The sequence below is a fragment of the Kitasatospora sp. NPDC059648 genome (genome assembly GCF_042734825.1).
Taxonomy (GTDB): Bacteria; Actinomycetota; Actinomycetes; order Streptomycetales; family Streptomycetaceae; genus Kitasatospora.
Genome location: NZ_JBHWDU010000001.1, coordinates 159,889 through 177,750, shown reverse-complemented (window position 1 = coordinate 177,750; position 17,862 = coordinate 159,889). Strand labels below are relative to the sequence as shown.

Sequence of the window (17,862 nt, the reverse complement as noted above, 5' to 3'; positions counted from 1 at the left end):
GCCCTCCGCTCGAACCCGCCTACGAGAGGGCGGGCGCCGCCCGGTCGGTCGGGCGCCCGCTGCGCAGCGCCAGGCAGAGTCCGACCGCGACCGCGCACAGCGCGCCGGCGCCGTACCAGGTCAGGTCGTAGTTGCCGAGCGCGTCGCGGGCCAGGCCGGCCAGTCCGGCGACGACGGCCGCGCCGACCTGGTGGGCGGCGAGCACCCAGCCGAAGACGATCGGGGCGTCCTCGCCGAAGTGGCGGCGGCACAGGGCGACGGTCGGCGGCACGGTGGCCACCCAGTCCAGGCCGTAGAAGACCACGAAGGCGAGGATCGGCGGCTGGAGCGAGCCGGCGAGCAGCTGCGGCAGCAGGAGCAGGGACACCCCGCGCAGGCCGTAGTAGACGGTGAGCAGCAGCCGGGAGTCGACCCGGTCGGTGAGCCAGCCGCTGAAGACGGTGCCGACCACGTCGAACAGGCCGATCAGGGCGAGCAGGCCGGCGGCGGTGGTGACGGGCATGCCGTGGTCGTGCGCGGCCGGGATGAAGTGGGTGCCGACCAGGCCCGCGGTGGTGGCGCCGCAGATCGCGAAGGAGCTCGCCAGCAGCCAGAACGGCCGGGTGCGGGCGGCGTCGCGCAGCACCCGCAGGGTGCGGGCCAGGGCGCGGGCGTCCCGCACCGGCTCGGGCGGGGCCTCGGTGGCGCCGTACGGGAGCAGGCCGAGGTCGGCGGGGCGCTCGCGCATCAGCAGCAGGACGGGCACGGCGACGGCGCTGGCGGCGAGCGAGACCACGACGACGGCCGAGCGCCAGCCGTGCTGCTCGACCAGCCAGGCGCCGACCGGCAGGAAGACCAGGTTGCCGGCCGCTCCGGCGGCGGTGAGCACACCGGTGACCAGCCCCTGGCGGGCCTGGAACCAGCGGCCGGTGATGGTGGTGGCGAAGGCGCCGGCCATCGAGCCGCTGCCGAGGCCGACCAGCACTCCCCAGCACAGGATCAGCTGCCAGGGCTGGCGCATCAGCATAGTGAGGCCGGCGCCGACCGAGATCGTCAGCAGCGCGCAGACGACCACCAGGCGCACGCCGAAACGGTCCATCAGGGCGGCCGCGAAGGGGGCGGTGAGGCCGTAGAGGGTGAGGTTGACGGAGGTGGCGCTGGAGATCGTCCCGAGCGACCAGCCGAACTCGTTGTGCAGGGCGTCCATCATCAGGCTGGGCGTGGAGCGGAAGCCGGCCGAGCCGAGCAGGACGAGCAGGGCGACGGCGGCGACCACCCAGGCGTAGTGCACCCGGGGCCGCCGGCCGGGGCCGGGCGCGGAGGCGTTGGGGGCGGTCGTCGTGGAGGCGGGGGCGGCGAGGGCACTGCGTTCGGTCACGGGCACGAGTCTCCCGAGCGCGCACCGCCCGGACGAGTGGCCTGAACGACAGCTTTCGCAAGTATCGGGCCACGCCGTCGCGTACCCTGGCCCCGGACGCACCCCGCTCCGGTCGGGGCCCCGGGAGGAACGGCATGGCGCACCTGGTCGCGGTACTCGCCCTGGAGGGCGCGATCGCCTTCGAACTCGGCATCCCCGCACGGATCTTCGGCAACGCCAAGGACGACGCCGGCCGCCCGCTGTACGAGGTGGCCACCTGCACCCTGGACGGCGGCCCGGTCGCCACCAGCGCCGACTTCCGGATCGCGGTCGACCACGGGCCCGAGCTGCTGGAGCGGGCCGACACCGTGGTGCTCCCGGCCTCCCACGACTCCGACCCGGACCTGGCGGACGCCCCCTTCACGCCCGAACTCGCCGCCGCGCTGCGGCGGATCCGGCCCGGTGCCCGGCTGATGTCGATCTGCACCGGCTCCTTCCTGCTGGCCGCCGCCGGACTGCTGGACGGCCGCCCGGCCACCACCCACTGGCGCTACACCGAGCTCTTCGCCCGCACGTACCCGAAGGTCCTGCTGGACCCTGACGTGCTCTACACCGACGACGGCGACATCCTCACCTCCGGCGGGGTCGCCGCCGGCGTGGACCTGTGCCTGCACGTGGTGCGCCGCGACCACGGCAGCGCGGTGGCCAACGCGGTGGCCCGCAACTGCCTGGTGCCGCCGTGGCGCGACGGCGGCCAGAAGCAGTACGTGGAGGCCCCGAGCCCGGCGACCACCGGGGGCACCGGCACCGCGGCCGTCCGCGCCTGGGTGCTGGAGCACCTGGAGGAGCCGCTGCCGCTGCGCCAGCTCGCCGACCGGGCGGGCATGAGCGTGCGGACCTTCACCCGGCGCTTCCGCGAGGAGACCGGTGCCAGCCCCGGCCAGTGGATCACCACCCAGCGCACCGAGCGGGCCCGCCAGTTGCTGGAGCGCACCGACCTGACGATCGACCAGGTGGCCCGGCGCTCCGGCTTCGGCACCGCGGCCTCGCTGCGGCTGCAGCTGCGCGGACGGCTGGACGTGGCGCCGAGCGCCTACCGGCGCACGTTCCGGACCACCCCGGCGTAGCGGCGGCCGGACGGCGGTTCCCGCGCGGGGCCGGGGATCGGGAGCCGGGAGCCGGAGCCGGGTGCAGCTGAGTGAATCCTGGGAGAGGACCGGCGCTTGGCCGGAATCAGCCTCCCGGGGGCGACGCGTCGGACGGCGGCCGACCGCGTGCGCGCCGAGCGCAGCGTGGCGGGCCGCCATCCGATCGCGGCGCACGGGCCCTGAACCCGCGCCGCACCCTCCGCACTCGCCGAGGAGCGGGCCGCGCCCGGCGGTCCACGATCCCCCCTGCTGACGTGATTCCCCTGGCAGCAGCACCGTGGCGCGGACGGACGTCCCCTCGGCGTCCCCTCGCAACGGAGAGCCGCACCCAAGGGTGATCAGTCGGATACGTCACGTCAATGGGTAGTCCGAAATTCGGAATGGTTGCGTCAGCTTTCGGCCGGTGATCGCCGCCGCGGTCCGGACCGTCGCCCCCGTCGGCCGGGAAGGAGCTATTGAGCCAAAGCCGCCCAGTCCGCCCCGGCCACCGGGTCCACCGGCCGGGCCTGGGTGTCGATCTCGCACCAGACCCGCTTGCCCGGTCCGTCCGGGTACCAGCCCCAGCGCTCGCAGAGCAGCTCGACCAGTTCCAGCCCGCGCCCGTTGGTCGCGTCCTCGTCCGCGCCGGCGTGCCGGGGGGTCGGGGCGGTCCGGCTCGCGTCGGCCACCTCCACCCGCAGCAGACCGGACGGGCCGGCCTGCGCGGAGTCGTCGGCCACCGGCAGGCAGAGTCTCAGCACGGCCGGACAGCCGGTGTGCACCACGGCGTTGGTGACCAGTTCCGAGACCACCAGCACCACCGTCTCGGCCATCGGCGCGTCCGGGTCCACTCCGTGGTTCAGCAGCCGGGAGCGCACCCACCGGCGGGCCCGGCCGACCTCCGAGGGGTCCGCCCGCACCGCAAGCTGTACCTGAAGAACCTGCACCGCTCCACCACCCGCACTCGCAGTTCGGCCAACGTCCCGATCGGGCCGGATCAGCCGGCCGGCGGGGCCCTCGCTCTTCGCCCGGTGCCACCCGGGGATCGCCCGGGCGCTCGCCGACCCGTCCGCCCGCGCCACTCGCCCGCGCCAACTCGCCGGTCGCGCACAGGCCGCGACACGAATACGCCTCAGGATGGGCGGGCGGGCGGACGGCAGCAAGCGCTTCGGGCATATTCCGGCGATCGGGGGACAGGGCAGTGCATACTGTCCCGTTCACTTTCGCGAGCCTCGCACCGGCACTCGTCCGGCCCGGGCCGACGCCGGTACCGCTCAGCGCGTGTCGGACACGCCCTGGCGGGAACCTACCGCCGGACACCACCACCGCCCCGCCCGCCACTCGCGAACCACCCGTGCGACATATGTCCAGCGGATCTCGAACAGCGGCATCGGCGGGCGGTCCCACGAGCGGACCTTCCCCCTGTGACGATCAGCCGACGGGCTCCGCCGACGGGATCCGCGGGCGGGCTCCCCGAGCGGTCGCCGAACCACGAGGCGGGGTTCCGTTCTTGCCCGATTCCCTCCCGCCGCCGACCGGCCACGGGATACCGTGGGGTAACGCCAAGCGAACCGGGCAGGAGGGTGGTTCCTGATGGCCGCCCCGGACCGGATCCCGCGCTGGGACGAGCAGTTGCAGCGGCGCCTCGCCCGCGGCGAGGAGACCGCGCTCGGCGAACTCTACGACCGGCTGTCGCCGATGGTGCACGGCCTGGCCGGGCGGATACTCGCCGACCAGGCGGCCGCCGCCCAGCTCACCCGGGAGATATTCGCCCACGTCTGGGAGCACCCCGAGGACTTCGACCCCGCCCAGGGCTCGCTGCGCTCCTGGCTCGGCGCGCTCACCCACCGCCGCGCGGTCGAACGGCTGCGGGCGCGCCGCGATGCCGAGCAGGCGCCGGAGCGCCGCCCCCGCGCGACCGAGGAGGAGATCCGCGCCGTGGCGACCGCCGCGCGCGTGCAGTACGTGGTCGACTCCCTGCCCCAACCCCTGCGTGAGACCATCGCGGTGACGTACTACGACGGCCGGACCTACCAGGAGACGGCCCGGCTGCTCGGCATCAGCGAGCAGGCCGCCAAGCAGCGGATGCGGCTCGGCCTGGAGCTGCTGGCCACCGAACTGGCCGACGAACGCGCCCGCCAGGAGCCCGACGCGGACCACCGGGACGGGCGCGGCGACGAGCACCGCGACGAGCATTTCGACGCGGACGGACGGGGCGACGGACGCTGCGGCGGCGACGGGGACGGGGGCGGGTGGTCATGAACGAGGAGCGGCACGACGCCCTGCGCTCGCTGCTCGGCGCCTGGTCCCTCGGGGCCTGTCCGCCCCGCGAGGCCGCCGAGTTGGAGCACCACCTGCGCGGCTGCGCGGAGTGCGCCGAGGAGGCGGCCCGGCTGCGCGACGCGGCCGGCTGGCTCTCCCTGGACGAGCCCCTGGACCAGCCCGGCTCCCTGCGCCAGCAGGTGCTGGACTGGTGCCTGGCCCGGCGCCCGGCCGAACTGCCCGTTCCCGCCTGGGGGATGCCGTACACCGCGGAGACCGCCAAGCTCGACGCGCTGCTGCGCGACCTCGGCCCGGAGGAGTGGCAGGAGGTGGCCGAACTGCCGTGGCACGGCGGCGCCGAGCTGCTGCGCCCGGCCGAGGTGCTGGGCCGGCTGACCGCGGTGGACGGCTTCCTGGCGCTCGCCCTCGGGCTGCCCGACCCGGTCCCGGTGGCCGCCTCGTCCGCACCGGCACCGGCACCGTCCCCGGCACCTGCGGTCGAGCGCCGGGTACCGCCGCAGGAGACGGCCCTCCCGCTGCCCCGGGTGCCACGGGTGCCGCCGCAGGGCGGCCCGTACGCCGCGGTCACCGCGCGCACCGCCCGGCTGCTCGCCGACCAGGCCGGGCTGCCGCCGCAGTCGGTGCGCGCCCGCTGGCGCCAGCAGACCCACGACCTGGTGCGCAGCGCCGCGCTGGCCCCGCAGGGCAGCACCCCGGTCGACCTCGGCTTCGCGGTGCTGCCGTTGCGCGACGCCTTCGTGGACCGCGCCCTGGAGTGCTACGTGCACGGCGAGGACGTGGCCCGGGCGGTCGCCTACCCGTACGACCCGCCGGCGCCGCAGCACCTGCGGCAGATGGTGCAGCTGGTGGTCCGGCTGCTGCCGCGGGCTCTGGCCGGACTGCGGGCGGCACGCCCCGAGCTCGCCCGGGTGCCGGGTGCCCCGGCCGTACGGGAGGCGAGGCGGCTGCGGCTGGTGGTGGACGGTCCGGCGGCCGGCGAGTGGTTGGTGCCGCTGGACGGGGAGCAGGCCGGGCCGCCCGGCGGCGAGCCGGTGGCCTCGATGGTGCTGGACGGCCTGGAGCTGTGCCAGCTGGCCGCCGCGCACCGGGACCCGGACCGGCTGCCGGTGGGAGAGCACGGCGACCGGGCCGCGGTGCGCGAGGTGCTGCACGCGCTGCCGCTGCTGTCGCGCCCCTGAGAGCCCCGGATCTCTGAGCGCCGTACGAGCCGCAGGAGCCGTGAAGAGGAGCCGTGAAAAGGACCTGAGCGGCTCGGCTCAGGCGAAGACGACGGTCCGGCTGCCGTCGAGCAGCACCCGGTGCTCGCTGTGCCACTTGACCGCGCGGGCCAGCGCCTGGCACTCGACGTCCCGGCCGAGCGCGACCAGCTGGTCCGGGCTGATGTCGTGGGTGACCCGGGCCACCTCCTGCTCGATGATGGGGCCCTCGTCGAGGTCGGCGGTGACGTAGTGCGCGGTGGCGCCGATCAGCTTCACGCCGCGGGCGTGCGCCTGGTGGTACGGCTTGGCGCCCTTGAAGCTCGGCAGGAAGGAGTGGTGGATGTTGATCACCCGGCCGGACAGCTCGGTGCACAGCTGGTCGGAGAGGACCTGCATGTAGCGGGCCAGCACGACCAGTTCGACGTTCTCCTTCTCGACCAGGTCGAGCAGCTGCCGCTCGGCCTCGGCCTTGGTGTCCCTGGTGACCGGGATGTGGTGGAAGGGGATGCCGTAGCTCTCGGTCAGGTCCCGCAGGTCGGTGTGGTTGGAGACCACCGCGGCGATCTCCACCGGCAGGGCGCCGATCCGGGTGCGGTAGAGCAGGTCGTTCAGGCAGTGCCCGAACTTGCTGACCATGAGGACGATCCGCATCCGCTGGTCGGTCGGGTGGATCTGCCAGTCCATCCCGAAGGAGGCGCCGATCGCGGCGAAGCTGGCCCGCAGCTTGTCGGCGGTGACCGGCTCGGGGGCGGAGAAGTGCACCCGCATGAAGAACAGTCCGGTGTCCCCGTCCCCGAACTGCTGGCTGTCGATGATGTTGCAGCCGGTCATGAAGAGGTAGCTGGAGACAGCGTGGACGATGCCCTGCTTGTCGGGGCAGGACAGCGTGAGGACGTACTGGGCGCTGGCCGGCTGCTGTTCCACTAGGGGTATCCCGTCCTGAGGTCGTGCGAGTTCGTGAATGGTCCAGCGTGTCACATCCTGGACAGTGGCCGCCCCGCTGCCCGTACTGCGGGACGGCACCGCCCGGCTGACGGGCCTCAGACCTGGGTCAGGATGCGCAGCACGTCCAGGGACCGGGGGGCCGCGTCCGGGTCCTCCCCGTCGCCGACGGCCAGGGCGACGTGGGCCTCGCGGGCGGCCCGGACGGTCTCCGGCCAGCCGGGGTGGCCGAGGTAGGCGGAGGCGGGGGCGTCCGCGCCGACCTCGTGCAGCGTCTGAACGGCACGCAGCACCGCGACGTCGACCAGGGCGGCCTCGGCAGAGTCGCGGAAGATCGTGCCCACGTACTTCTCGGCGGACCAGCGGTCCAGCCAGGTGTCCTCGACCAGCCGGTAGACGGCGTCGGTCACGTCCCCGTAGCCCTCCCGTCCGGCCAGCCAGGCCTCCTGCTGGAAACCGGGGTCGGACAGCATGTGCAGCGCCGAGCGCAGTCGGGCTCGCCAGCGCCACCAGGGCAGGTCGTTGAGCGGCATGCCGCCCATCGTGCTGGAGCGGTGGCCCGGACGAGAAGTGTTTCGTGCGGACCGGTGCGAAGAATCTGTGCTGGCGGACATGGTGAACGATCGTACGTTCTCCGTCTGTTCGTGCTCCACTCGCGATCTACACGCGTACCCCTTCGGATTTCGGCCTCCGTTTGCCGAGCGTTCGCATTTCGGCCCTCTCACCTTGCGGCTCCGGGTCTTGGCTGTTTCCGGTGCGCCGGATGGCGCCCAGAGAGGGAAGACCGATGACCAGCCGAAGGGACTCGTTCCGGGCCCGTCCCACGATCGCCCGGCGCCGCCGCCGGCGTCCGATCGCCGCCGCGGTGACCGCTGCGGCGCTGCTCCCCACCCTCTTCTCGGCCTCCGCGTGCGGCGGACCGGCCGATGCCTCCACCAACGCCGACGACCTGACCGTGATGACCTGGGCCCCGTCCGGCACCGGCTCCGCGGACCGCCCCGGCATGACCGCGCTCGCCGACTCGATCGGCCGGGACGTCAACCTCAAGGGCGGCCTGAACGGCCACAAGCTGCACGTGATCACCTGCAACGAGCACAACACCGCCGGCGGCGCCAAGGCCTGCGCCCAGCAGGCGGTGGACGCCAAGGCGGTCGCGGTGATCGGCTCCTACAGCCAGTGGGGCGACGCCTTCATGCCGGTGCTGGAGCGCGCCGGCATCCCGCTGATCGGCGGGTACGGCCTCTCCCAGCCCGAGTTCTCCAGCCCGCTGTCCTATCCGGTGGACGGCGGGATGCCCGCGCTGATCGCGGGCAGCGGCCGCCAGCTGGTGGAGGCCGGCTGCAGGTCCGTCGCACTGATCCGCCCGGACACCCCGGCCGGCGACAGCCTGCTCGGCTACCTGGGCAACGCGCTCAAGCCCGCCGGGATGAAGCTGCTGGACGTCAAGGCGCCCGAGCAGTCCTCCGACTACACCGCGGTGGCCCGCAAGGCGATCGGCAGGGACGAGCCGGGCAACTGCGTCACCAGCGCCATGGCCGCCGAGCCGACCGGCAACCTGCTGGACGCCTACCGGCGGCTGACCCCGAGGAACACCCGGATCGCCTCGGTGATCGGCAGCGTCCAGCAGTCGGTGGTCGACTCCACCGGCGGCGACTCCGGCCCGCTGGCCGGCGCGTTCGTCACCAGCTGGTACCCGCCGGAGTCGGCCAGGATCTGGGACGGGCTGCGCTCGGTGGTGCGCTCCGGCACCACCGCCGGCAACAGCGTCGACGTCTCCGATCCGGGCGTGCAGACCACCTGGGTCGCCTACGAGGTGTTCCGGGTGGTGTCCGAGAAGCTGGCCGCGGCCGGGAAGCCGGTCAGCTCGAAGACCGTCACCGCCCTGCTGGACAGCGGCGAGGGCATCGACGTCGGCCTCACCCCGCCGCTCAACTGGGGCACCACCAACATGCTGCCCAGCACCGAGTCGCCGCGGCTGGTCAACACCTGGATCACCTACCAGGTGGTCAGGAACGGGCGGATGACCCTGCAGCAGCCGGGCTTCGTGGACGTCCGCTGGGTGCTCACCGGCGGCCGGCAGCCGGCCTGAGCCGCGGCTCGGCGGGAGGCGGCCCCAGGAACGGCCCGCCTCCCGCCGTTCTGTCCGTCGCCCTACCGCTCTACAGGTCGCCGTCGCTTCTACAGGTCGCCGTCGCTGCGGCTGGGCAGGCCGGCCTGGGTGGCGATCGCGTTCCACAGGGTCGAGGCCTGCTTCTTCGCGGTGGTCGCCGTGCCGCTGGCCTGCACGGCGTTCTTGTAGTGCTGGTTGCCGGTGTCCGGCTTCTTCGGGTCGCAGGAGGACTGGGCGTCGGTCGCCCAGGCCGCGTACTCGTCGTCGGCCTGGGCCGAGGCCGTCCAGGCGGCGTTGAGCTGCTCGACCAGCTGCTGGCCGCCGGGCAGCTTGTCGGTCTTCAGCTGGCCGAGCTTGGTCTGCAGCTCGCGCCGCTTGCCGGCCGCGGCGGACAGGGCCTGCTGCGAGTCCGGGAGCTTGTCGCACTTCTGCACCGAGGCGACCGCGGAGACCACGGAGCTGCGGCTGTCGCTCGCGGTGCCCAGCAGGTCGGACAGCGGCTGGGCCTGGGCCTTGACCTCCGGGTCGACGGCGGCGCCGGAACCGCTCGCGCTCGCCGTGCCGGGGGCGGTGCTGCCGGTGGCGGCGACCGGGGCGGTCTTCCGGCCGGACTTGTCGGTGTCGTCGCCCCCGCTCATCAGGACGGCGACCAGGATCCCGGCCGCCGCGCAGCCCGCCACCACTCCGCCGATGATCAGCTTGTTGGAGGAGCTGCCGCCGCGGCCCGGGCGGCCCGCCTGGGTCGCGTCCGGGTCGGTCCGGCCGTAGCCGCCCTGTCCGTAGCCGTCGGTGGCGTAGCCGGGCTGCGGGTAGCCGTCCTGACCGTAGCCCTGCGCCGGGTAGCCGGGCTGCGCCGGCTGTGGGACCTGCGGCTGCGCGGCCGGCGGGTACCCCTGGTAGCCGGGTGCGGCCTGCGGCGGGACGCCGTAACCGGGCTGCGGCGCCGGGTAGCCGCCGCCCTGGGGGTCGCCGGCCGGGTACGGCGGCAGGTGCTGGGTGGCCGGCGCCGGGTCGGCCTGCGGCGGGACGCCGTAGCCGGGCTGCGGCGCGGCACCCCACTGCTGCTGGGTGTGCGCACCCTCCCCCAGGTACTCCGGCTGACCGGACGGCTGGCCCACCGGCGGCACGGCCGTGGGGCCCTGCGGCTGGCCCGGCTGGCCCTGGGGCTGGCCGGGCTCGGGGCGGAACAGGTCGTCCAGGTTGAAGTCACCCGAGTTGGGGTACGAGCGGCGCTGACTCAACGCGATTCCTCACCTGTGCAGGACCGCGCACAGTCGGCGGACCACATCTCGTCGGTTCTTGGGAGCATCACAGTTCCTTGGACGTCGCGCCCACGCTACCGGTTCGCCTCCCCGGGTGACCACGTGGGCGGGACAATCCCACCGCTCCCGGCGCCGGCGGCCCTCAGGCCGCCTCCGCGTCCGCCCTGGCGTGGAACTCGCGGACCACCCGCTGCTCCCGGTAGGGCTCCAGCCGGCGCCGGAACTCGTCCAGGTACTCCACGCCCCGGTTGGAGCGCAGCCCGCTCAGCAGCCGCACCGCCTGGGTGCCCGTCTCGCAGGCGCGTTCCAGGTCGCGCTGCTGGAGCTGGGCGGTGGCGAGCAGGACGAGGTCCACCGCACGCCGGCGCACCCGGGTCGGCGGGTGCAGGTCGAGCGCCCGCCGGGCGTAGTGCTCGGCCGGGCCGGCCTGTTCGAGGTCCCGGTGGCAGTGGGCGAGTTCGTCGGCGAGGTAGGCGTCGTCGAAGTGGGCGATCCAGTCCGGGTCGTCCTCCGGGCGGCGCTTCTCCATCATCTCCAGCGCCTTGGCCGACACCGCCTCGCAGGAGCGGGCGTCGCCGAGCAGGGCGTGGCCCCGGGCCTCGGCGGCGTAGAACATCGCCATCGCCGTCGGGGTGGCGACCGTACGGGCGCCCTCCTGGGCGGCGCGGGCGAGTTGGGCGATCTCCCGCGGGTTGCCGAGGGTGGCCGCCAGGTGGCTCATCGAGGCGGCGAGGACGTAGCCGCCGTAGCCGCGGTCGTCGGCGGCCTGGGCGAGCCGCAGGGCCTGGATGTAGTAGCGCTGGGCCAGCCCGGGCTGCCCGGTGTCCACCGCCATGTAGCCGGCGAGTTCGGTCAACCGGGCCACAGCGGCGAAGAGTTGCCGACCGGTCTCCTCCCGGTAGGCGCCGCCGAGCAGGCCGGAGACCACCGAGTTGAGGTAGTGCACGACGACCGGACGCACGTGCCCGCTGCCGAAGCGGTGGTCCAGGTCGACCAGCATCGCGGTGGTCGCCTTGATCGCGGCCACGTCCGTCGGGCCGACCCGGGGGCCGCCGGTGCGGGCCACCACCGGGTCGGGCGGGGTGATCAGCCAGTCCCGGCTGGGCTCGACCAGCGCGGAGGCGGCGACCGTCGCCCCGGTCAGGAAGTCCCGCCGTCCGACGTCGCTGCGCCACAGCTCGCACACCTGCTCCAGGGCGGCGCCGAGGGTCGGCGCGAACTGCAGCCCGATGCCGGAGCTGAGGTTCTTGCCGTCGGCCATGCCGATCTCCTCGACCGACACGCTGCGGCCGAGCTTGCGCCCGAGCGCCTCGGCGATCACGGCCGGCGCCTGCCCGCGCGGCTGCTGACCGCGCAGCCAGCGGGCGACGGAGGTCTTGTCGTAGCGCAGGTCCAGTCCGTGCTCCGCGCCGCACAGGTTGACCCTGCGGGCCAGGCCGGCGTTGGAGCAGCTGGCCTCCTGGATCAGCTGCTGCAGGCGCTCGTTGGGCTGTCGTGCGACGAGTGGTCTCGCGGCCATTGGGCTTCGCCTCCCCACACCCTCCGGTCCCGGCCGGCGGGCGACGATGTGCTGATCTGTTGCCGACTGTCCGACCGGGCAAGGAATCTGACACCAGGTTAGCGATCAGCAACGTCAGCGGGATACCCACGGTGACGAACCGCACCCCCCGCGCGCCCTGGGGAATGCTTCCGTGCGCCCCCGCTGCGCCTGCCTCCGCCCGCCCCAACTCGCCTGAGTCACCGGTTCGGGTGACATTGCCGGGATGCGGCCGACCGGGGGCCCCGGGGCCGTAACCCGCCTCACGGACGGTAGTTGAGCAGCCCGTGGAAGACATCCCCGACGCCCCCGGCCAGGACGAGAACGCCGGCCCGCCCCCGCTGCTGATCGAAGCCGTCGGCTACGCCGAGAACCGCCACTGGGAGGTGGCCCCGGGCGCCTGGCTGATCGACGGCGACGGGCCCGCCCGCTGCTCCTGCGGCGACCCCCGCTGCGCGCTGCCGGGCGCCCACCCGATGGACGCGGACTGGGCGCGCAGGGCGAGCGCCGGGCCGGGCGCGGTGCGGCGCTGGTGGACCGAACGGCCAAGGGCCTCGATCCTGCTGCCCACCGGCCGGTCCTTCGACGTGCTGGACGTGCCGGAGACGGCCGGGTGCCTGGCGCTGGCCCGGATGGAGCGGATGGACCTCCAGCTCGGCCCGGTCGCGGTGCTGCCCTCCTCGCCCGGGCGGGTCGGGCGGCGGCTGCACTTCCTGGTGCTGCCCGGGGTCGCGGCCAAGCTGCCGGAGATGCTCCGCAAGCTGGGCTGGCCGCCCGGACGGCTGGACCTGGTCGCCCGCGGCGAGGGGGACTGGACCGTCGCCCCGCCGTCGCGGATCGGCTCCACCGGCTACGCCCAGTGGGCCCGTTCCCCCTCCGAGTCCAACCGCTGGCTGCCGGACGCCGCCGAGCTGATCAGCCCGCTGGCCTACGCCTGCGGCCGCGAGGCGCCCGCCCAGCAGTTCCAGCCCGCCCAGCCGGCCGGGGTCTGACCCGGCGGCGGCTCCCGAATCCTGCCGCCCTGAGCCGATCGGGTGAGGGCGAGCACCGCGCGACACAACGCGCACGAGTGACGGGCCTTGTCTCCCACCGGAGATGGGGCCCGTCATGCGCATGCGCGGATAAGGCCTCGGTCTACCCACTGGTCAACCGGAAAAGCCCCTCGTACGAGTGACAGCGCTCAAGGATTGCCATGATCGACCGAGGGGAGGAATTGCGGTGCGAGGGGACGCCGGAAGGGTCGCTCGGACGGGGAAGCCGGGCGAGGCGGTGGAGGGGACCGGGAGGGAGCGGGAGGGGTGGAGGGGATCGGGAGGGAACGGGGGAGGACGGGAAGGGCCCGCTGCACGGGGAGCAGCGGGCCCTGACCGTTGGCACGGAGGAACGGCCGGGCCGGAGGCCTCAGCCCTGGGCGACGAACACGTGCTGGGCGATGTCCTTGCCCAGCTCCGCGGCGTTCTCGCCGCTGCCGACCAGCACGCCGCCGACGCCGGTGGTCACCTTGACCGTGGAGCCCGGCCGGATGCCGGCCCGGCGCAGGGTGCTCATCAGCGCGCTGTCGGTCTGGATCGGCTCGCCGATCCGGCGGACCACCACGTCCGCACCGGCCTCGCCGGGCTTGACGGAGTCCAGCGGGACGAGCGCGGCGTCGAAGCCCTCGCCCTCGGCCTTGGTGTCGCCGAGCTCGTCCAGGCCCGGGATCGGGTTGCCGTACGGGGACTGGGTCGGGTGGCCGAGCATGGCGAGCACCTTGCGCTCGACCGTCTCGCTCATCACGTGCTCCCAGCGGCAGGCCTCCTCGTGCACCTGCTCCCACTCCAGGCCGATCACGTCGACGAGCAGGCACTCGGCGATGCGGTGCTTGCGCATGACGCGCACGGCGAGCCGGCGGCCCTCCTCGGTGAGTTCGAGGTGGCGGTCCCCGGCGACCTGGAGCAGCCCGTCGCGCTCCATCCGGCCGACCGTCTGGCTGACCGTGGGGCCGCTCTGCTCCAGGCGCTCCGCGATCCGGGCGCGCATCGGGACGATGCCCTCTTCCTCCAGCTCCAGGATGGTGCGAAGGTACATCTCAGTGGTGTCGATCAGCCCAGACATCGCCGCTGGCTCCGTTCTTCGGTGTCCTCACCGCCAATTCTGACGTACCGCACCGACAACCGGGCCCGCCCGGGAGGTTCCGGTAGCGGTTTTCGTTCCTGTTGACAGCGGTACCGCCGGGGCGCGAGCGTGCTCGCCGTAGCTTTCTCCACTGGCGGTCCGGACCACTCCGGCCGCCCCGCCCGGCCGGCTCCCTCACCGGCAGAGAGCGAAGGCAACCGATGAACGACCTGGTCGGCAGGTACTTCGACGCCGCGATCGCCCACCTGAACCGGGTCCGCGAGGAGGAGGCCGACAGCATCGAGGCGGCGGCCGCCCTGCTGGCCGAGGCGATCGCCGAGGGCCGCCGGGTCTTCACCTTCGGCGCCGGGCACTCCTCGCTGCCGGCCCAGGACGTGGTCTACCGGGCCGGCGGGCTGGTCCCGATGAACCTGCTGAACGTGCCGGGGACGGCCGGGGTGACGACGGTGCCCGCGCCGCTGTCCAGCGCGCTGGAGCGGGTCTCCGGGCTCGCCACCTCGGCCCTGGACCTGACCCCGGCGACCAGCGGGGACCTGCTGTTCCTGATCTCGCTGTCCGGCCGCCAGGTGATGCCGGTCGAGCTGGCCCGGTACGCCCGGGACCGCGGGCTGAAAGTGATCGGGGTGACCTCGCTGGCCTACCCGGGCGAGGTGCCCTCGGCGCACCCCTCCGGCACCTATCTGAAGGACCACTGCGACGTGGTGCTGGACAACAAGATCGCGGTCGGCGACGGCGAGCTGTCCCACCCCGGCGCCGAGACCTCCTTCGGCCCGGTCTCCACCATCGTCACCAGCGCGCTGATGCAGGCCGTGGTCGCGTCGGCGGTCGGCCGGCTGGCGGACCGGGCGGCCGCCGGGGCCGCCCCCGCACCGCCGCTGTTCCGCTCCGGCAACGTCCCGGGGGGCACCGAGTGGAACGCCGCGCAGATGGCCGACAACGCCGAGCGCGTCTTCTACACCTACTGACCGCCGTCCATCCGTCGGCACCCGCCATGACGCGGGGTGCCGATGCGACCACGGAACGTACCGGACAATCCACCGGGCCTTCCCGGCCATTGCCGACCGCCCCGGCCCGCGCCAGGCGTACCGGGAAGCCGCCCGGGGCAGGAGAGCGGAGGGACCGGAGCGACGGGTGGGGGCCGAGCATGGCGTCTGGTGCGGGACGGACCGGGTGGGTGCGCGAGCGGGAACTGCTGCCCGAGTTCTTCTGGGCCGCCGACGCGGCCTCGCTGCGCGGCCAGCGCCGCGCGGTGCTGCTCTCGGCCTGGGAGCTGGCCCTGCTGCTGGTCGCCGCCGCGACCGGCTCCGCCGACGGCGAGCCGTGGGCCTGGCCGGCCGCCGCCGGCTACCTGGGGGCGATGGCGCTGGCGGTGGTGATCAGCCGGCAGAACCCGCAGGGCCTGTGGTACCAGGGCCGGGCGGCCGCCGAGTCGGTGAAGACGCTGGCCTGGAAGTTCGCCGTCCGGGCGGACGCCTACCAGCCTCCGCCGCGCAGCCTGCCGGACGCCGAGGGGCTGTACCGCTTCCAGCTCACCCGGGTGCTGGGCGCCTTCCGGGACGGTCCGGTGGCCGTCCCGGCGAACGGGGTCGAGATCACCGAGGCCATGCGCGACCTGCGCGGGCAGCCGCTGGCGGTGCGCCGGGAGGTGTACCTGAACGAGCGGATCCGGGTGCAGCACGACTGGTACCGCAGCAAGGCCCGCTACTGCGCCCGCGCCGGGTACTGGACCGGCGTGCTGGGCGTGCTGCTGCCGGCGCTGGGCCTGGCGCTGGCGGTGCTGCGGGCGCTCGGCGCGTTCACCTACGACGCGCTGGGCACGGTCTCGGCGGTGGCCGCCTCGGTGACGGCCTGGGCGCAGCTGCGCCAGTACCGCCCGCTGGCCGCCGCGTACGGCCTGGCGGCCGAGGAGCTGGAGCTGATCCGTCTCCAACTCGCCCGGCTGGACCTGGAGTCGGCGGACGCCGAGGAGATCTGGGCCCGGCTGGCCCGGGACGCCGAGGACGCGGTGTCCCGCGAGCACACCACCTGGCAGGCCCGCCGGGAGGTGCGCACCACCACCGACCGGGAGCACTGAGGAGGAACGCGTGGCGTTACGGATGGTCAAGACGTCGGACGGCCGGGCCCTGGCCGTCGAGTCCCTCGGCGACCCGCGCGGCCGTCCGGTGTTCCTGCTGCACGGCATGCCCGGCAGCCGGGTCGGCCCGCACCCGCGCAGCACCGTGCTGTACCGGCTGGGGGTGCGGCTGATCTCCTACGACCGGCCCGGCTACGGCGACTCGACGCGGCTGTTCGGCCGCCGGGTGTCGCACGCGGCGGCCGACGTGCGCACCATCGCGGACGAGTTCGGCCTGGACGGCTTCGCGGTGCTGGGCCGTTCCGGCGGCGGCCCGCACGCGCTGGCCTGCGCGGCGATGCTGCCGGAGCGGGTCAGCCGGGTGGCGGTGCTGGTGGGGCTGGCGCCGCGCAACGCGACCGGCCTGGACTGGTACGCGGGGATGACCCCGTCCAACGTACGCGCCTACCGGGAGGCCGAGCGCGGGCACGGCCGGATCGCCGACGCGATGGAGTTCCGCTCCCGGCAGATCAAGGACGACCCGGTCCGGCTGCTGAACGGGCTGCGCACCGAACTCACCGGCACCGACCGGGAGGTGGTGGCGGACAGCGGGCTGCGGCGGATGCTGCAGAGCAACTACCGGGAGGCCTTCCGGCACGGCGCCGACGGCTGGATCGACGACGTGCTGGCCTTCACCGCCGACTGGGGCTTCGACGTCGGGTCGATCGGGGTGCCGACCTGGCTGTGGCACGGCGCCGACGACCAGTTCTCGCCGGTCGACCACTCCCGCTGGCTGGCCGACCACATCCCGGGCGCCGAGCTCTTCCTGGAGCCCGGCGCCGCGCACTTCGGGGCGTTCCGGGTGATGACCACGGCCCTGGCCTGGGCGGCCGGTTAGGGCCTCACCGGGCACCGGTCAGGGCTTCACCGGGGTCAGCGGCTCGGAACCGTCCAGCACCGCGAGGATGTTGTCCACCGCCAGGTCGCCCATCGCCTGCCGGGTGCGGACGGTGGCGCTGCCCAGGTGCGGCACCAGCACCGCGCGCTCCTGGGCGAGCAGCGCGGACGGGACGTCGGGCTCGTGCTCGAAGTTGTCGACGGCGGCGGCGAACAACGCCCCGGACTCCAGCGCGGCGGCCAGCGCCTCCTCGTCCACCACGCCGGCGGTCATGCTGACCACCACCGCCCCGGGCGGCAGCATGGCCAGTCGGCGGGCGTCCAGCAGGTGCCGGGTCTCCTCGGTGCACGGACAGGTGACGACCAGCACGGTGGAGGTGGCGAGCAGTTCCTCCAACGGCTTCCACCGGGCACCGTCGGCCTGCTCGGCGGGCAGTTCGCGGCGGTTGTGGTAGCTGACAGGCATGTCGAAGGCCTTGGCCCGGCGGGCCACCGACTGCCCGATCCGGCCCATGCCGAGCACGCCGAGCGGGGTACCGGCCAGTTCCAGGCCGAGCAGGAAGTTGGGGCTCCAGGTCCAGGGCGTGCCGGAGCGCAGCAGCCGCTCGCCCTCGCCGAGCCGGCGGGTGGCGGCCAGCAGCAGCGCCCAGGCGGTCTCGGCGGTGGCGTTGGTGAGCACGCCGGGGGTGTTGGTGACCACCACGCCGCGTTCGGCGCAGGCCGCGAGGTCGATGTTGTGGTAGCCGACGGCGTGGTTGGCGACGATCTCCAGCTGCGGGCCGGCCGCGTCCAGGAACTCGGCGTCCACCCGGGTGTTCAGGGTGGTGAGCACGGCCCGGCGGCCGCGGACGGCGTCGAGCAGTTCGGCCCGCTCCGGTTCCCGGTCGCTCTCGCGGCAGGTGGCGGCGTACCGGGCGGTGAGCCGTTCGAGGACGCCGGGCGCGGGGCGCCGGGTGACCAGGACCGGGGGCGGAATATCCATGGTTCGGCAGGGTACCCCG

Annotated in this window: 16 protein-coding genes; 8 read left to right on the top strand and 8 right to left on the bottom strand. The window is 74.3% G+C overall.

The window, feature by feature from the left end; all coding sequences use genetic code 11:
• Positions 1 to 19: 19 nt before the first annotated feature.
• Positions 20 to 1,357, bottom strand: a complete 1,338-nt coding sequence (locus ACFV1W_RS00850; protein WP_380411580.1) for an MFS transporter — start codon at positions 1,355 to 1,357, stop codon at positions 20 to 22.
• A 134-nt stretch (positions 1,358 to 1,491) separates the two neighbouring features.
• On the opposite strand from ACFV1W_RS00850, the gene ACFV1W_RS00845 reads away from it, so the two are divergent.
• On the top strand, positions 1,492 to 2,463 hold the full coding sequence (locus ACFV1W_RS00845; protein WP_380411577.1) for a GlxA family transcriptional regulator: 972 nt from the start codon (positions 1,492 to 1,494) through the stop codon (positions 2,461 to 2,463).
• Between the two features lie 473 nt (positions 2,464 to 2,936).
• Here the strand turns inward: ACFV1W_RS00845 and ACFV1W_RS00840 are convergent, their stop codons facing one another.
• Positions 2,937 to 3,410 (bottom strand): ATP-binding protein, encoded by a 474-nt coding sequence (locus tag ACFV1W_RS00840; RefSeq protein ID WP_380411575.1) that lies wholly within the window; start codon positions 3,408 to 3,410, stop codon positions 2,937 to 2,939.
• A gap of 646 nt (positions 3,411 to 4,056) precedes the next feature.
• On the opposite strand from ACFV1W_RS00840, the gene ACFV1W_RS00835 reads away from it, so the two are divergent.
• The gene (locus tag ACFV1W_RS00835) at positions 4,057 to 4,725 is read left to right on the top strand and encodes a sigma-70 family RNA polymerase sigma factor (RefSeq protein ID WP_380411573.1); all 669 of its coding nucleotides are present in this window, start codon (positions 4,057 to 4,059) and stop codon (positions 4,723 to 4,725) included.
• Entirely contained in the window at positions 4,722 to 5,924 is a 1,203-nt protein-coding gene (locus tag ACFV1W_RS00830; RefSeq protein ID WP_380411570.1) for a zf-HC2 domain-containing protein, read from the top strand. Before ACFV1W_RS00835 ends, ACFV1W_RS00830 begins: the two co-directional genes overlap by 4 nt.
• Positions 5,925 to 6,002: 78 nt before the next feature.
• Here the strand turns inward: ACFV1W_RS00830 and purU are convergent, their stop codons facing one another.
• Together purU and ACFV1W_RS00820 are read right to left on the bottom strand one after the other, a co-directional pair.
• Positions 6,003 to 6,869 carry a formyltetrahydrofolate deformylase gene (gene purU / locus ACFV1W_RS00825; RefSeq protein ID WP_380411567.1) on the bottom strand — a complete coding sequence of 289 codons (867 nt, stop codon included), beginning with the start codon at positions 6,867 to 6,869 and terminating at the stop codon, positions 6,003 to 6,005.
• 116 nt (positions 6,870 to 6,985) lie between these two features.
• On the bottom strand, positions 6,986 to 7,501 hold the full coding sequence (locus tag ACFV1W_RS00820; protein WP_380411565.1) for a hypothetical protein: 516 nt from the start codon (positions 7,499 to 7,501) through the stop codon (positions 6,986 to 6,988).
• 173 nt (positions 7,502 to 7,674) lie between these two features.
• Here ACFV1W_RS00820 and ACFV1W_RS00815 point away from each other — a divergent pair, with 173 nt between their 5' ends.
• Positions 7,675 to 8,976, top strand: a complete 1,302-nt coding sequence (locus ACFV1W_RS00815) for an ABC transporter substrate-binding protein (protein ID WP_380411562.1) — start codon at positions 7,675 to 7,677, stop codon at positions 8,974 to 8,976.
• Positions 8,977 to 9,065: 89 nt separating this feature from the next.
• On the opposite strand, the gene ACFV1W_RS00810 is transcribed toward ACFV1W_RS00815, so the two are convergent.
• Both ACFV1W_RS00810 and ACFV1W_RS00805 read right to left on the bottom strand, forming a co-directional pair.
• Positions 9,066 to 10,238: a hypothetical protein gene (locus ACFV1W_RS00810; protein WP_380411560.1), complete on the bottom strand. Its 1,173-nt coding sequence runs from the start codon at positions 10,236 to 10,238 to the stop codon at positions 9,066 to 9,068.
• A gap of 163 nt (positions 10,239 to 10,401) precedes the next feature.
• On the bottom strand, positions 10,402 to 11,778 hold the full coding sequence (locus ACFV1W_RS00805) for a transcriptional regulator (protein ID WP_380411558.1): 1,377 nt from the start codon (positions 11,776 to 11,778) through the stop codon (positions 10,402 to 10,404).
• 305 nt (positions 11,779 to 12,083) lie between these two features.
• On the opposite strand from ACFV1W_RS00805, the gene ACFV1W_RS00800 reads away from it, so the two are divergent.
• A complete protein-coding gene (locus ACFV1W_RS00800; protein WP_380411555.1) occupies positions 12,084 to 12,788 on the top strand; it encodes a bifunctional DNA primase/polymerase in 705 nt (234 codons plus the stop codon).
• Between the two features lie 409 nt (positions 12,789 to 13,197).
• Here ACFV1W_RS00800 and ACFV1W_RS00795 read toward each other — a convergent pair whose 3' ends face one another.
• Positions 13,198 to 13,890 carry a metal-dependent transcriptional regulator gene (locus ACFV1W_RS00795; protein WP_380411553.1) on the bottom strand — a complete coding sequence of 231 codons (693 nt, stop codon included), beginning with the start codon at positions 13,888 to 13,890 and terminating at the stop codon, positions 13,198 to 13,200.
• 221 nt (positions 13,891 to 14,111) lie between these two features.
• Between ACFV1W_RS00795 and ACFV1W_RS00790 the strand changes: the two genes are divergently transcribed.
• The 3 genes from ACFV1W_RS00790 (at position 14,112) to ACFV1W_RS00780 (ending at position 16,862) form a co-directional block, all read left to right on the top strand.
• The gene (locus ACFV1W_RS00790; RefSeq protein WP_380411551.1) at positions 14,112 to 14,876 is read left to right on the top strand and encodes a sugar isomerase domain-containing protein; all 765 of its coding nucleotides are present in this window, start codon (positions 14,112 to 14,114) and stop codon (positions 14,874 to 14,876) included.
• 209 nt (positions 14,877 to 15,085) lie between these two features.
• Positions 15,086 to 15,985, top strand: coding sequence for a DUF4231 domain-containing protein (locus tag ACFV1W_RS00785; protein WP_380411548.1), 900 nt, complete (start codon positions 15,086 to 15,088; stop codon positions 15,983 to 15,985).
• A gap of 22 nt (positions 15,986 to 16,007) precedes the next feature.
• Complete coding sequence (locus ACFV1W_RS00780; protein ID WP_380411878.1) at positions 16,008 to 16,862, top strand: alpha/beta fold hydrolase; 855 nt, start codon at positions 16,008 to 16,010, stop codon at positions 16,860 to 16,862.
• Between the two features lie 18 nt (positions 16,863 to 16,880).
• On the opposite strand, the gene ACFV1W_RS00775 is transcribed toward ACFV1W_RS00780, so the two are convergent.
• Complete coding sequence (locus ACFV1W_RS00775; protein WP_380411546.1) at positions 16,881 to 17,843, bottom strand: 2-hydroxyacid dehydrogenase; 963 nt, start codon at positions 17,841 to 17,843, stop codon at positions 16,881 to 16,883.
• Positions 17,844 to 17,862 lie beyond the last annotated feature (19 nt).